Origin of the sequence: Kribbella sancticallisti, assembly GCF_039530625.1 — a bacterium.
GTDB classification, from domain to species: Bacteria; Actinomycetota; Actinomycetes; order Propionibacteriales; family Kribbellaceae; genus Kribbella; species Kribbella sancticallisti.
Map to the genome: position 1 here is coordinate 351,122 of NZ_BAAAOS010000048.1, position 13,312 is coordinate 364,433.

The window sequence follows — 13,312 nt, forward strand, 5'->3', positions numbered from 1 at the left end:
GCGTTCTCCCCGCAGTTCGTGGACCGGGCGGGATCGATCGTGCTGGTCCAGGATCCGACCATGCAGCGGCGGACGCACGCGTCGTTCGAGCGGTCGTTCCGCGACCTACCGGGAACACGGTTCATCAGCTTCGCTCCGGTGATCCCGTGGGTCACATCGCTGGGAGCGAGCGCAGGGCCGGGCGGGCCGGTGATCTGGCCGCTGGACCGGTTCGCGTCACTGGTGCTCGGAGAGGTGAGCAGGCTGCGGGACGACGAGCACGGCTACGGCCCGCGCGGCCGGGACTTCATCGACCACGTGGACGTGCCGGCCGCAGTACTGGATGCCTATGGCAACCTCGCGGCCGGGCGACCGGGCCTGGTCCGCCCGGCCGGCGGGTAACTGGTCAGCGGCCCCAGAACTCGTCCTCGGCCGGCTGGTCGGCCGAGAACAGCCACACCTCGACGATCTTGCCGTCGGCAACCTTCAGCAGATCCACGCCGTCCTGACCGAGCTTCGCGCCGTCCCGGTGGGCGGTGAAGTGGATGGTCGCGGCAACGAGACCGGTGTCCTCGTTCAGCATCGGCGGCGTGGTCAGGGCCAGCTCGAAGCTGCCGCCGCTGAGCTGCATCATCCCGCCGATCATCGCGTTCACCGCGGCCGCGCCCTCCTGCCGGCCGGAGAACCGGTTCGCGCCCGGCTGGTGCCAGACGATCTTGTCGGCGAGAAAGCCCGCCACCGTCGCGAAATCCTTCGCCGCCAGCGCGTCGAAGTACTGCTGCACCACTGCCACCGGGTCGCTCATCGTCGTCCTCCATCGGGTCGGTTGTCGTTCAGGAGGCCAATACTTACTATTGGTGACCAATAACCTCAACGTAACTAATGGGCGGACCGCGATGTCGACACAGAAAATCTACGCACCGCCGCCAGGCACCAACTGGAGCGTGCTGTCGAGCACCTGCCCGTCCCGGACGTCGCTGGCCCGGATCGCGAACAAGTGGACCGCGATGGTGATCACCGTGCTGGAGGACGGTCCGCTGCGGTTCGGCGACCTCCGTACCGCGCTGGAGGGAATCAGCGGCAAGGTCCTCACCGACACCCTGCGGGATCTGGAGCGCGACGGCATGATCACCCGCCAGTCGTACGCCGAGATCCCGCCGCGGGTCGAGTACGAACTGACCCCGCTGGGGCGAACGCTGCACGGCCCGCTGAGCGTCCTCTGCCGCTGGGCCGAGGAGCACATCCCCGAAGTGCTAGCGGCCCGCGACGCCTATGACGAGCGCTGACGTGATCCGTCAGCCCGAGTGCGGCAGCCGCTACTTGAGGTAGAAGTCGGTAAGGGCGGGGACCAACGCTTCCTCCGAGACCTGGTGGAACTCGCCTTCCAGGGCGGCTACGTGAGCGTTGGGGAGCGCGTCGGCAGTGGCTCGTACCGCGGACTGCATCCAGGCAGGGCTGCCGGTGCTGTGGATGGCCAGGGTTTCGGTGGGGATTCCAGCTAGCAGGGTTGTGGGCACTGAGCTGTCGCCCATCTGTAGGGCGTCGTAGACGAGGGTGGGGGCCATTGCTTCGAGGGAGGACCACATCGGGGTGCCCTTGAAGGTGTCGACCAACTCCTGGGGTTGGCCGACGGCCTCGACCATGAAGAGTTCGGCGGCGCCGCCGGGGTTGCCGGTGGCGATGAAGTCCTGGAGGCGTTCGAGGTAGCGGTCCGGCGCCGGCGGGGCGCCCTCGACGCGGAACGGGGGCTCCATGATGGCGAGTTTGTCGAAGGGGACGCCTGCTGCCACGGCGCGGACGAGCAGCATCGCACCCGAGGAGTCGGCCTTGGCGTAGACGGCTCCGGTCGCCTCGCGGAGGACGGCGAGGTCTTCGAGTTCCCGCTCGATCGCGTACGGCGCCGTGTCGGTACTGTCGCCGCGGCCGCGCCGGTCGTAGGTGATCACGGTGAAGTGCGGGGAGAGCGCCGTCGCCAGCGGTGCGTAGTACGAGCGGTCGGTGAAGGCGCCGGCGATCAGGATCAGGCCCGGCCCGCTGCCGAGAGTGTCGTACGCGATGGAAGTGCCGTCGGAAGAGGTGATCTTGTCCATGCCTACGCGTCGAACGACCGAACCCTCTATCGACAGCCCTGAATGTGACTTGGGTCACAGAAGCGCGACACCTTCCCGCCGCATCTCCGACCGCGTAGTGTTGGATTATGTATACAGACTTACGGTATGCCGTCGCGCGGAAGCAGAGCTGAGTCGCCATGCTGCTGCGCCAGCTCGAGTACCTCGTCGCACTCGCCCGGGAGCGGCACTTCGCCCGCGCCGCCGACGCCTGCTACGTGTCGCAGCCGTCGCTGTCCGCAGCCATCCGCAAGCTGGAGCAAGAACTGGACGTACCGATCGTCCGGCGCGGCCGGCGGTTCGAAGGCCTCACCCCCGAGGGCGAACGAGTACTGCTCTGGGCGCAGCGGATCCTGGCCGAACGCGACGCGCTGCGGCACGAACTGTCGGTGATGCGCGGCGGACTCACCGGCACCCTGCGGCTCGGCGCGATCCCCACCGCGATGCCGGTCGTCTCGTTGCTCACCACCCCGTTCTGTGAACGGCACAACCAGGCGCGGGTGACGCTGGAGTCGCTGTCGTCGCGCGAAATCACCCAGAAGCTGGCTGAGTTCGAGCTCGATGTGGCGATGACCTATCTGGACGACGACACCCTCGGCCAGGTGCGCAAGACCCCCTTGTACGAAGAGCGCTACCTGCTGCTCACGCCCGGCCGGAGCCCGTTGGCCGAGTTGCCGGTGGCAACGTGGGCGCAGGTGGCCGAACTGCCGCTGTGCCTGCTGTCGCCGCAGATGCGGAACCGCCGGATCATGAACGGCTACTTCACCGACGACGGGGTGACGGCGAATCCCTCGATCGAGAGCGACACGGTCTCGGGGCTCTACAGCCATCTGCGCGGCGACCACTGGTCGACGGTGATCTCGCACGCGTGGCTGCACATGTTCGGCGTACCGGCCGGGATGCGGGTGGTTCCGTTGAAGAGCCCCGCGAACGGGCCGCGGGTCGGCCTGGTGATCGCCGCCCGAAGCCCCGAACCCGTACTGGCGCGGGCGCTCCTCGACGTTGCCCGGCAGGCCGGCGTACACAACGCTCTGGACGAGTTGCTCGACGTCCACCTGATGGGTTCCGGCTATACCGTGCAGTCCGCCTGATAGCGCCTGCCTATCCCGACATAGCGAGCAAGTCTTTGACCCCTACGGCCAGGGGGACGACTCTTGAAGTGAAGGAACCTTCGAGAAGTTGAGTAGCCGCCCTGGTCGGCCGACTGTTTGAAGAAAGCAGATCGGGTACCGGAAGAGGTGAGAACGCGGGCCGCGACGGCCGCGTCACAGCCGGAACCGCGATGTAACGGGGATCACCGGCAACGTAATCGGGATCACGTGAGACGCGGGCATAACCGGTGAGTACGGCTGGTTGAATGTATGCAGTAGCCAGTATTTCCAGTAAGTCTCCGGCGTGGAGCCGGAGCGGAGAGGGAGAAATGATCTTCACCCGTAGGTTCGGCGCTCTGGCGGCTCGTCCGCAGTTCCCGGATGCACCGGAGCTGCAGCAGGAGCTGGACATCGACGTCGAACTCCAGCAGCTTGACGAGAACCAGCCCCACGACGGCGACCGGCAGCCGGAACGGCAGACCACCGCCGCCTGATAGAACGCCCGATCGGTGCTCCGGACAAGCGTGTTCGAGCCACGGCGGCGGACTCCCCGCGGCAAGAATGCAGGGATCCGGAGCACCGGGCAGCCGGTGTCCTGAACCGGACACCGGAAGAATCCCCTGCAACACCTTGGCACTTGGTAGACTGTCTACCAAGTGCCATTCTGTTTTTTCCACACCGGCGGGGAAGGACCTCATGACCACACTCAGCGCAGGCGCGGATGCCACCTCCGAATCCCCCGGCGTCCGGCACGTCAAGCGCCCGACGCCGCTGCGTGAGTCGGTCTACGAGGCGCTCACGGAGATGATCATCGACGGCACCCTGGAGCGCGGCCGGCACCTGGTCGAGGTCGAGCTGGCCGGCATGCTGGGCGTTTCCCGCCAGCCGGTCCGCGAGGCCCTGCAGCGGCTCAACAACGAAGGCTGGGTCGATCTGCGCCCCGGCTTCGGCGCGATGGTGCACGTGCCCGCCGAGGACGAGGTGGACCAGTTGCTGGCGGCTCGCGCGGCGCTGGAGAGCGAGTCTGCGCGGCTCGCCGCCCGCAAGCCCGACAAGGACGCGGTGGCGAGGCTGAAGGAGCTCTGCAAGGTCGGCGCGAACCTGCAGGAGACCGGGGACATCGACGGCGCGGTCCGGACCAACGGTGAGCTGCACGGCCTGATCACGCAGATGTCCGGCAACAGATTCCTGGTCGACTTCGCCGGCCAGGTCGACCGGCGCGTCCGCTGGTACTACACGCCGGTGGCGCCCGTCCGCGGTGCGGCCTCCTGGCGCGAGCACACCCGGCTGGTGAAGGCGATCAGCGACGGCGACGAGGACAAGGCCGCGCAGATCATGCGCGAACACACCGAGCACACCCGCAAGGCCTACCACGACCTCCAGGCCGGTACTACGCCCGTAGAGGCCCCGGCCCCCGAGAAGAAGGTCACCCGCCGCCGTCGCACCACAGACTGAACCACCCGTACTACGGCGAGCCGTAGTACGGGTGATCCATTGAGAGCCGGTCACTCGGCGGGGACCTCCTCCGCCACGGGGGCCGGCTCTTTGGTTGCGGCGCGGTCGTCGCGGGCGGACTTCACCAGGCTGGCGACCGCGGTGATGGTGAGGGTGCCGAGGATGATCGCCAGGGAGACCAGGATCGGGATCTCCGGCGCCCAGGAGACGCCCTGGTGGTGCATGGCCTCGAGGATCAGCTTGACGCCGATGAAGCCCAGCACCACGGACAGCCCGTACGACAGGTAGACCAGCCGGTCCAGCAGGCCGCCGATCAGGAAGAACAGTTGCCGCAGGCCCATCAGCGCGAAGGCGTTCGCGGTGAACACCAGGTACGCGTGCTGGGTCAGCCCGAAGATGGCCGGGATCGAGTCCAGCGCGAACAGCAGGTCCGTCGTACCGATCGCGATCATCACGATCAGCATCGGGGTGGCGAACCGCTTGCCGTCCACCCGCGTGGTCAGCCGCGCCTGGTGGTAGCCCTCGGTGGTCGGCAGCACCTTGCGCACCTTGACCAGGACGATGTTCTCCTTGAACTCGTCCTCCTCCTTCGAGGTGGCCAGCTTCCAGGCGGTGAACAGCAGGAACGCGCCGAAGATGAAGAAGACCCAGTTGAAGTGCGAGATCGCCTCCGCCCCGAGCGCGATGAAGATGCCGCGCATCACCAGCGCCAGCGCGACGCCCACCAGCAGCACTTTTTGCTGATACTGCCGCGGGACCGCGAACCGGCCCATGATGATGATGAAGACGAACAGGTTGTCGACCGACAGCGAGTACTCCGTCAGCCAGCCGGCGAAGAACTCCCCGCCGGCCTCGCCGCCGGCCGCCAGCGTCAGCCCGACGCCGAAGGCCACCGCGATGCCGACGTAGAAGGACACCCACAGGGTCGCCTCGCGCAGGGACGGTTCGTGCGGCTTCCGGGCCACGATCAGGAAGTCCAGCACCAGCAGGGCCAGCAGGGCGGCGATGGTGATGATCCACGCCGACATCGATACGTGCATGAGCTCCTCCAAGGGTTCGTGTGGCAGACACGGGCCCGGGTATGCGGCCGCCCGCGCCTGGCAGGGGGCAGACGCGGGCGGCTGAGAGGGGTACGCGTACTAGGCGGTGCTCGCCCGGCGCTTCTTCCGGCCCCGGTCGGCGGCCGCCTTGCGTTCGGCCAGCGAGGTGGCGAGCTCGACGTACTGCGCGACCACCCGTTGGGCGTAGAGGTTGTGTTCCAGGATCCTCGGCCACCAGTGCCGGCCGAGTTGTTCGTGCATCCAGATGAAGCCGATCGCGAAGCCCATGCTGAGCAGGGCCCGGAACGCCAGGAACTTCGCCGGTTCCGCCGGCAGCCCCGGCGTACCGGCCACGGCCCACTCGGTGACCACTGAATGCACCATCAGGGCGAGCGGGAACCCGATCACCCAGTAGACCGCCGCCGGGGCGAACACCCCGGCGGGGATCTTGCCGAGCGCCAGCAGTACGGCGTACCCGGCTCCGAACAGGGCGAGTGGGATCGCCAGGCCGAGGCCCGTGACCAGCGCCCAGCCGATGGGCTGGCCGACGAACGCGGCCAACCCACCGGCGACGAGGCCGGCTGCGACTCCCACACTTGCGGCGGGCACGGAGAACTCCGCCAGCTGCCGAACCTTCGCGCGATCCATGGTCAGAGCCATCTCAGCCCACGACCACGCCGAAGCGAACCAGGCTGTAGAACAGCATGCCCAGGTAGAACACCGCGCCGAACCCGATGATCAGGTTGCGGACCGGACCCGGCCGGATCGGTTTGGGCAGCAACTTGTTGTTCACCAGGAGCAACACGATGCAGTACGCGCCCATCGCGAAGGTGGACAGGAACGCCAGGATGTCCAGGATTCCCGCCGGACCGTCGGCCGGCCCGAACAGCAGGATCAGGATGCCGAAGGTGATCACGCCCCACAGGAACCCGGCGTACAGACGCGACATCGAGAAGCGCTTGGCGCCCGGGATGAAGTAGTACGTCATGTCCGCCTGGCCACGGGAGAACGAGTCGAACAGGCCGAGCGTCGCGTTCAGGCCGATCAGGGCGATGAAGGCGAAGAACAGCGTGCCCAGGATCGGGCTGCCGGCCGAGGCGAAGGCGTCCGACATGGCCTTCAGCGCGGCCTCCCGGTCACCGCCCTCGATCAGCCCCGCCACGTTCGGGTTCTCCCGGGCCGCCGACATGGCCAGCACGGTGAACGAGATCGTGACCAGCATGGTGATGCCCCAGAAGAGCAGCAGCGCGTCGAAGGTGACCCACTTGCGCCAGCCCTTCCACTTCTGCATCTCCTCGGCGCTGTCGGTGTCGAACATGTAGCCACGCGACGGCATCGACTCCGCCTCGTCCGCCGACCGCAGACCGCGGATCTTCGGGATGTGGGCACCCATGCCGGCCCCGCTGTCGCGCAACTGCAGGGTGTACCACATCTGCTGCATGCCGGACGGGCCGGCGAACGCGATCGAACCGACCAGGATCGGGAACCAGACGTCCGACAACGCCTTGTCCGGCAGGAAGCCGAAGGCGAACATGCCGGAGATGGTCTGGGCCAGGTCGTCCCAGCTGCCGACGATCGCCGCGATGATCGAGGTACCGACCACCAGGAAGCCGATCAGGAAGCCGAGCAACTTCTCCAGGAAGTTGTAGATCACCGACAGCATGCTGAACAGCACGCCGACGAAGACCAGGGCGACACAGGCCGAGACCTGCCAGGGGATGCCTGATATCTCCTCGAACGCGGCCGCGCCGGCCGAGAGGTGACCGGGCCAGATGTAGATCAGGATCGCCGCGACGTAGAAGAACCACATCATCGGTTTGAACACTCGGGCCGCGCCGAAGAAGATGCTCTCTCCGGTGGCCATCGCGTAGCGCGCCATCTCCAGCAGCACGAACGCCTGCAGGGTGACACCGACCATGAACAGCCAGCGAATGTCCGGACCGAACACCAGGACGAGCCGGGGCCACATGTAGGACTCACCCATGCCGACGCCCAGCGCGACCAGGAAGACGGTCGGACCGAGGATGTGCAGGGACGGCGGAGCCGGCGGCAGCGGACGGATCGGCATCGGTTCGAGCCGGCCGGCCTTCCAGACCCGCTCGGTGCCGGCCGCTGCCGCGGGCTCTTCGGGTACTTCTGAGGTCTTGCTTGTGACGTCCAAGGCGGACTCCTTAGATCGACGCCAGCTGACGAGACTTATCGCTCCCCCGTGCACTCCCCCCTGACCAAACGCATCACCGTCTCTCCGGTACTTGGTATTTCCGATGGACTAGGAACCGAGCGAACCCGCGTTCCGGGCCCATCGGTACTTGGCGCCGAGCACCTGGACCGGCGTCTCGGTGGTGTAGGGGTAGGCGACCACGCCGTGCTCGAACAGGTACTGGCTGGCCTCTTCGACCTCGACGTCGCCGGACAGGGAGGCGACCACGGGCTTGTCGATGCCCTTGGCGCGGTATTCCTCGACCACCTCGGCGACCAGCTTCGCGAACACCATCGGCGGCGTCACGATCGTGTGCCAGTAGCCCAGGATCAAGGCGTGGATCCGGTCGTCCTCGAGACCGAGCGCGACCGTGTTCCGGTACGTCGACGGCGGTTCGCCGCCGGTGATGTCGACCGGGTTGCCGGCCGCACCGAACGGGGGGATGAACTTCTTGAACGCGGTGTCGAGGTCCGGCGGGATCGTCATCAGTTGCAGGCCGTTGTCGACGCAAGCGTCCGATAGCAGGACGCCGGAGCCGCCCGCGCCGGTGATGATGACGACGTTCTCGCCCTTCGGCGTCGGCAGCAGCGGGATGCCCCGGGCGTACTGGAGCATCTCGTTCAGGCCCGGCGCGCGGACCACGCCGCTTTGCCGCAGGATGTCGTCGTACACCTTGTCGTTGCCGGCCAGCGCGCCGGTGTGCGAACTCGCGGCCCGGGCGCCCATCGCGGTCCGGCCCGCCTTGAGCACGACGACCGGCTTCTTCTTCGACACCCGGGCGGCCGTCTCGGCGAAGGCCCGGCCGTCCTTGAGATCCTCTAGGTGCATGGCGATCAGGTTGGTGTTGTCGTCGGTCTCGAAGAAGGTCAGGAGGTCATCCTCGTCGATGTCCGCCTTGTTGCCTACCCCAACGATCGCGGAGACGCCCATCCGGCTGGACCGGCTGAAGCCCAGGATCGCCATCCCGATGCCTCCGCTCTGTGACGACAGCGCCACGCTGCCCTTGACGTCGTACGGCGTACAGAACGTCGCGCAGAGGCTCTCCGGCAGGTAGTAGTAGCCGTAGATGTTCGGCCCGAGGATCCGGACCTTGTGCTTCTTCGCGATCGCGACGACCTCGTCCTGCAGTTCCTGCTCACCGGTCTCGGCGAAGCCGGACGGGATCAGGATCGCGCCGGCGACACCCTTCTGGCCGCACTGCTCGAGCGCCCCGCCGACGAACTTGGCCGGTACGGCGAACACCGCGACGTCCACGTCGCCGGGCACGTCGGTGATGCTCGGGAACGCCTTCAGCCCGAGGACCTCGCCACCCTTGGGGTTGATCGGGTAGATGTCGCCCTGGTAACCGCCGTTGACCAGGTTCTTCATCACCGAGTTGCCGATCTTGCCGTCCTCGTTCGAGGCGCCGATCACGGCCACCGCGCGCGGCTTCATGATCCGGGTCATCGCGGTCAGGATCTCGTCCTGGCTGTAGCGCTCGACCGGCTTGCCGGCCTCGGCGTCCACGATGATCCGGAAGTCGACCGCGGTGGCCCCGTCCGGCCCGGCCAGCACCGGGTTCAGGTCGACCTCGGCGAACTGCGGGAAGTCCTCGACCAGGTCGGACAGCTTGGTGATGATCGCGGCGATCGCGTCCTTGTCGACCGGCTTGGCGCCGCGGACGCCGTTCAGCATCTCGTGCGCGCTGATCCCGTCCACCATCGAGCGGGCCTCGGCGGCCGAGGTCGGCGCGAGCCGGAAGGTGACGTCCTTCAGTACCTCGACGAGCACGCCGCCGAGGCCGAACGCGACGATCTTGCCGAACGTCTCGTCGGTGACCGCACCGACGATGACCTCCTGCACGTCACCGCCGGTGACCAGCATCTTCTGCACCTGCACGCCGGTGATCTCGGCGTCGGCCTGGTAGGCCTTCGCGTTGGCGACGATCTGCTCGTACGCCGTGACCGCGGCCTCGGCGCTGTCGACGCCGACCACCACGCCGCCCGCCTCGGTCTTGTGCAGGATGTCGGGCGAGACGATCTTCAGCACGACCGGGAAACCGATCTCGGCCGCCAGGCCGGCGGCTCCCTCGGCAGTCGTGGCCAGCCCCTCTCCCGGGGTCGGGATGCCGTACGCGTCCGCGACCAGTTTGGCCTCGGGTGCGCTCAGCGAGGTGCGGCCTTCCGCCAGAGCCTGGTCGAGGATGGACTGGACAGCTGCCTTGTCATAAGTCATGCCTGGAGCTCCTCAGAAGCGTGGTGTGAGGTGGGGTGTCGCGGTCAGACGACGCCGGCGGCCTTGAGCTCTTCCAGCTCGGCCGTGTCGATGCCGAGGCCGCCGTAGATCACGGAGTTGTGTTCGCCCAGGCCCGGTGAGGTCTCCACCTGGACCGGCGAGTCGGACAGTTTGATCGGGCAGCCGACGGTCTTGAAGCTGCCGCGCTGCGGGTGCTTGACCTCGACCACGGCGCCGAGCTCGGCCAGCGTCTCGTCCTCGATCAGTTCCCGGGTGGACAGGATCGGGCCGCACGGCACGTTCAGCGCGTTCAGCTTCTCCATCACCTCGAACTTGGTGTGCTGCTCGGTCCAGGACTCGATCAGCGCGAACATCTTGTCGAGCTTGTCGAGCCGGGCCGCCGGCGTGTTCCAGTCCGGGTCGTCGGCCAGTTCGGGCTTGCCGATCAGGGTCGCGATCGGGGCCCAGCCGGGCGGCTGGACGATCACGTAGATGTAGTCGTTCGGGCCGCCGGGCGCGGTCCTGACCGCCCAGCCGGGCTGGCCGCCGCCGGAGGCGTTGCCGGAACGGGGCACCTCGTCGCCGAAGTTGTCGTTCGGGTACTCCTTCAGCGGGCCGTGGGCGAGCCGCTGCTGGTCGCGCAGCTTGACCCGGCTGAGGTTCAGTACGGCCTCCTGCATCGCGACACTGACCCGCTGGCCCTTGCCGGTGGCGACCCGCTGGTACAGCGCCGCGAGAATGCCGGCGACCAGGTGGATGCCGGTGCCCGAGTCACCGATCTGGGCTCCGGTGGCCAGTGGCGGGCCGTCCTCGAAGCCGGTCGTGCTCATCGCGCCGCCCATCGCCTGGGCGACCACCTCGTAGGCCTTGAAGTCCTCGTACCGGCCGGGGCCGAAGCCCTTGATCGAGGCGAAGATCAGCTGCGGGTTGATCAGCTGCAGCCGCTCCCAGGTGAACCCCATCCGGTCGATCGCGCCGGGGGCGAAGTTCTCCACCAGGATGTCGGACTCCTTGACCAGGTCGGTGAAGATCTCCTTGCCCCGGTCGGACTTCATGTTCAGGGTGATGCTGCGCTTGTTGCAGTTGAGCATGGTGAAGTAGAGGCTGTCGACGTCGGGAACGTCGCGCAGTTGCTGGCGGGTGATGTCACCCGTGGGCGCCTCGAGCTTGACGACGTCGGCGCCGAGCCAGGCGAGGATCTGGGTGCAGGACGGTCCCGACTGCACGTGGGTCATGTCGAGTACGCGAACACCTTCAAGGGCCTTACCCATAGTGGTCCTCCAGTACTGGGCGGCGGTCCGCGCCGGGAGCGGGACCGCCGCCGGGGATCGCTACTTGTACATGGTCTGGTTCATCGTTCCGGGCGCGTACGCGTCCGGGTCCACCCACACGTTGATCAGCGACGGCAGTCCCGACTCGCGGGCCCGCTGCATGGCCGGCCCGATGTCCTTGGGGTCGCGGACCTCCTCGCCGTAGCCGCCGAGCATCTTGGCGAACTCGTCGTACTTCACGTCGCCGAGCGTGTTGCCGATCCGGCCGCGGTCGTGCCCGTACTTCGCCTCCTGGCCGTAGCGGATCTGGTTCATCGACGAGTTGTTGCCGACCACACCGACGAACGGCAGGTTGAACCGGACCAGCGTCTCGAAGTCCCACCCGGTCAGCGAGAAGGCGCCATCACCGAACAGCGCGACGACCTCCTTGTCCGGCCGGGCGTACTTGGCCGCCATCACGAAGGGGATGCCGACGCCGATGGTGCCGAGCGGGCCCGGGTCCATCCAGTGGCCGGGCGACTTCGGCTGTACCACGCCGCCCGAGAAGGTGACGATGTCGCCGCCGTCGCCGATGTAGATCGAGTCCTCGGTGAGGAACTCGTTGATCTCGTGCGCGAGCCGCAGCGGGTGGATCGGGTTGGCGTCCGACAACTGCCGCGGCAGCCGCTTCTGGTACGCCGCGTCCTCCTCGGCGCGCAGCTCGGCGAACCACGCCTTGCGGTCGGCCTTGCGGATCCGGCCCGACGAGGCCTGGGTGACGGCGGCCAGGATGGCTCCCGGGTCGCCGACCAGGCCGAGGTCGATGTCGCGGTTCTTGCCGACCGTGCGGTAGTCCATGTCGATCTGGACGACGGTGGCGCCCTTCGGCAGCCGGCGGCCGTAGCCCATCCGGAAGTCGAACGGGGTGCCGACGATCAGGATCAGGTCGGCGTTGTTGAACCCGTACCGCCGGGACAGGTGGAAGTGGTGCGGGTCGCCGGGCGGCAGGGTGCCGCGGGCCGAGCCGTTCATGTACGCCGGGATGTCGAGCTGCCGGACGAAGTCGATGGCCGCGTCGCTGCCACGCGCGGTCCAGACCTGGGTGCCGAGCAGTACCACCGGCTTCTCCGCGCGGGAGAGCAGATCGGCCAGCGCCTCGATGTTCGCCGGGTCGCCGGTGCTCTTGGTAGAGGCGCGGTAGCGGCCGGCCTCCGGGATGGTCGCCTGCTCCACCGGGACGGAGTTGTCCAGGATGTCGCGCGGGATCTCCAGGAAGGAGGGGCCGGGAGCGCCGTTGTAGCACTCGCGGAACGCCATCGAGACCATGTCGGCCACCCGGGCGGTGTGCGGCACCGTGGCGGCGAACTTGGTGATCGGGGTCATCATGTCGACGTGCGGCAGGTCCTGCAGCGAGCCCATCTTGTGCTGGTTGAGCGCGCCCTGACCGCCGATCAGCAGCATCGGGCTCTCGGCCCGGAACGCGTTCGCCACACCGGTCACCGCGTCGGTGGTGCCGGGACCGGCCGTGACGACCGCGCAGCCGGGCTTGCCGGTCATCCGGGCGTAACCGTCCGCGGCGTGCGCCGCGACCTGCTCGTGCCGGACGTCGACGACGGCGATGCCCTCGTCGACGCAGCCATCGTAGATGTCGATGATGTGCCCTCCGCAGAGGGTGAAGATCACGTCGATCCCCTCGGCCTTGAGGGCCTTGGCCACCAGATGCCCGCCCGAGATCGTGGCGGTGCTCGGTTCCGGCTCGGTCACGTCCGCAACCGCATGTGATTCGGACACTGTTTGCGCCATCTGTGCAGTCATCTCCTCGAGGAAGGCCGGTCTGGGATTCACGGAGCGACACTTCGTAGATTGCATACCGTATGGTGTAGTCGTAGTCATATCGCACCGCCGAACCCGTTGTCCAGAGCTCGGAACCCGGCAGAATTGTTAACGACGACTGTATGCAGTATCCCGTATGCTT

Annotated in this window: 12 protein-coding genes and 1 pseudogene; 5 read left to right on the forward strand and 8 right to left on the reverse strand. The window is 67.5% G+C overall.

The annotated features are described in order from the left end of the window. Positions 1-381, forward strand: a pseudogene (locus ABD255_RS31040) (YdcF family protein); the annotation flags it as partial. 4 nt (positions 382-385) lie between these two features. On the opposite strand, the gene ABD255_RS31045 reads toward ABD255_RS31040, so the two are convergent. Then, a complete protein-coding gene (locus ABD255_RS31045) occupies positions 386-784 on the reverse strand; it encodes a nuclear transport factor 2 family protein (RefSeq protein ID WP_344220311.1) in 399 nt (132 codons plus the stop codon). 91 nt (positions 785-875) lie between these two features. On the opposite strand from ABD255_RS31045, the gene ABD255_RS31050 reads away from it, so the two are divergent. Further along, the gene (locus ABD255_RS31050) at positions 876-1,265 is read left to right on the forward strand and encodes a winged helix-turn-helix transcriptional regulator (protein WP_344220313.1); all 390 of its coding nucleotides are present in this window, start codon (positions 876-878) and stop codon (positions 1,263-1,265) included. Positions 1,266-1,295: 30 nt separating this feature from the next. On the opposite strand, the gene ABD255_RS31055 is transcribed toward ABD255_RS31050, so the two are convergent. Continuing rightward, positions 1,296-2,069: an alpha/beta fold hydrolase gene (locus ABD255_RS31055; RefSeq protein WP_344220315.1), complete on the reverse strand. Its 774-nt coding sequence runs from the start codon at positions 2,067-2,069 to the stop codon at positions 1,296-1,298. A gap of 158 nt (positions 2,070-2,227) precedes the next feature. Here ABD255_RS31055 and ABD255_RS31060 point away from each other — a divergent pair, with 158 nt between their 5' ends. From ABD255_RS31060 to ABD255_RS31070, 3 genes are all read left to right on the forward strand, one after another. After that, positions 2,228-3,178 carry a LysR family transcriptional regulator gene (locus ABD255_RS31060; RefSeq protein WP_344220317.1) on the forward strand — a complete coding sequence of 317 codons (951 nt, stop codon included), beginning with the start codon at positions 2,228-2,230 and terminating at the stop codon, positions 3,176-3,178. A gap of 329 nt (positions 3,179-3,507) precedes the next feature. Then, a complete protein-coding gene (locus ABD255_RS31065; protein ID WP_344220319.1) occupies positions 3,508-3,672 on the forward strand; it encodes a hypothetical protein in 165 nt (54 codons plus the stop codon). Between the two features lie 202 nt (positions 3,673-3,874). Further along, positions 3,875-4,633: a GntR family transcriptional regulator gene (locus tag ABD255_RS31070; RefSeq protein ID WP_344220321.1), complete on the forward strand. Its 759-nt coding sequence runs from the start codon at positions 3,875-3,877 to the stop codon at positions 4,631-4,633. A gap of 50 nt (positions 4,634-4,683) precedes the next feature. On the opposite strand, the gene ABD255_RS31075 is transcribed toward ABD255_RS31070, so the two are convergent. From ABD255_RS31075 to ABD255_RS31100, 6 genes are all read right to left on the reverse strand, one after another. After that, complete coding sequence (locus ABD255_RS31075) at positions 4,684-5,673, reverse strand: TerC family protein (RefSeq protein ID WP_344220323.1); 990 nt, start codon at positions 5,671-5,673, stop codon at positions 4,684-4,686. A 99-nt stretch (positions 5,674-5,772) separates the two neighbouring features. Next, positions 5,773-6,333, reverse strand: a complete 561-nt coding sequence (locus tag ABD255_RS31080) for a hypothetical protein (protein WP_344220325.1) — start codon at positions 6,331-6,333, stop codon at positions 5,773-5,775. A 1-nt stretch (position 6,334) separates the two neighbouring features. Continuing rightward, entirely contained in the window at positions 6,335-7,834 is a 1,500-nt protein-coding gene (locus ABD255_RS31085; RefSeq protein WP_344220327.1) for an Nramp family divalent metal transporter, read from the reverse strand. 108 nt (positions 7,835-7,942) lie between these two features. Then, positions 7,943-10,087, reverse strand: coding sequence for an acetate--CoA ligase family protein (locus tag ABD255_RS31090; protein ID WP_344220329.1), 2,145 nt, complete (start codon positions 10,085-10,087; stop codon positions 7,943-7,945). 44 nt (positions 10,088-10,131) lie between these two features. After that, positions 10,132-11,358 carry a formyl-CoA transferase gene (gene frc / locus ABD255_RS31095; RefSeq protein WP_344220331.1) on the reverse strand — a complete coding sequence of 409 codons (1,227 nt, stop codon included), beginning with the start codon at positions 11,356-11,358 and terminating at the stop codon, positions 10,132-10,134. 60 nt (positions 11,359-11,418) lie between these two features. Continuing rightward, positions 11,419-13,101 carry a thiamine pyrophosphate-binding protein gene (locus tag ABD255_RS31100; RefSeq protein ID WP_344220333.1) on the reverse strand — a complete coding sequence of 561 codons (1,683 nt, stop codon included), beginning with the start codon at positions 13,099-13,101 and terminating at the stop codon, positions 11,419-11,421. Positions 13,102-13,312: the final 211 nt, after the last annotated feature.

What these genes read in the sequence shown, in the direction of transcription:
- ABD255_RS31050 (WP_344220313.1), top strand. Translation starts at nt 876, where the DNA reads ATGTCGACACAGAAAATCTACGCACCGCCGCCAGGCACCAACTGGAGC.
- frc (WP_344220331.1), bottom strand. Translation starts at nt 11,358, where the DNA reads ATGGGTAAGGCCCTTGAAGGTGTTCGCGTACTCGACATGACCCACGTG.
- ABD255_RS31065 (WP_344220319.1), top strand. Translation starts at nt 3,508, where the DNA reads ATGATCTTCACCCGTAGGTTCGGCGCTCTGGCGGCTCGTCCGCAGTTC.
- ABD255_RS31070 (WP_344220321.1), top strand. Translation starts at nt 3,875, where the DNA reads ATGACCACACTCAGCGCAGGCGCGGATGCCACCTCCGAATCCCCCGGC.
- ABD255_RS31080 (WP_344220325.1), bottom strand. Translation starts at nt 6,333, where the DNA reads ATGGCTCTGACCATGGATCGCGCGAAGGTTCGGCAGCTGGCGGAGTTC.
- ABD255_RS31055 (WP_344220315.1), bottom strand. Translation starts at nt 2,069, where the DNA reads ATGGACAAGATCACCTCTTCCGACGGCACTTCCATCGCGTACGACACT.
- ABD255_RS31060 (WP_344220317.1), top strand. Translation starts at nt 2,228, where the DNA reads ATGCTGCTGCGCCAGCTCGAGTACCTCGTCGCACTCGCCCGGGAGCGG.
- ABD255_RS31075 (WP_344220323.1), bottom strand. Translation starts at nt 5,673, where the DNA reads ATGCACGTATCGATGTCGGCGTGGATCATCACCATCGCCGCCCTGCTG.
- ABD255_RS31045 (WP_344220311.1), bottom strand. Translation starts at nt 784, where the DNA reads ATGAGCGACCCGGTGGCAGTGGTGCAGCAGTACTTCGACGCGCTGGCG.
- ABD255_RS31090 (WP_344220329.1), bottom strand. Translation starts at nt 10,087, where the DNA reads ATGACTTATGACAAGGCAGCTGTCCAGTCCATCCTCGACCAGGCTCTG.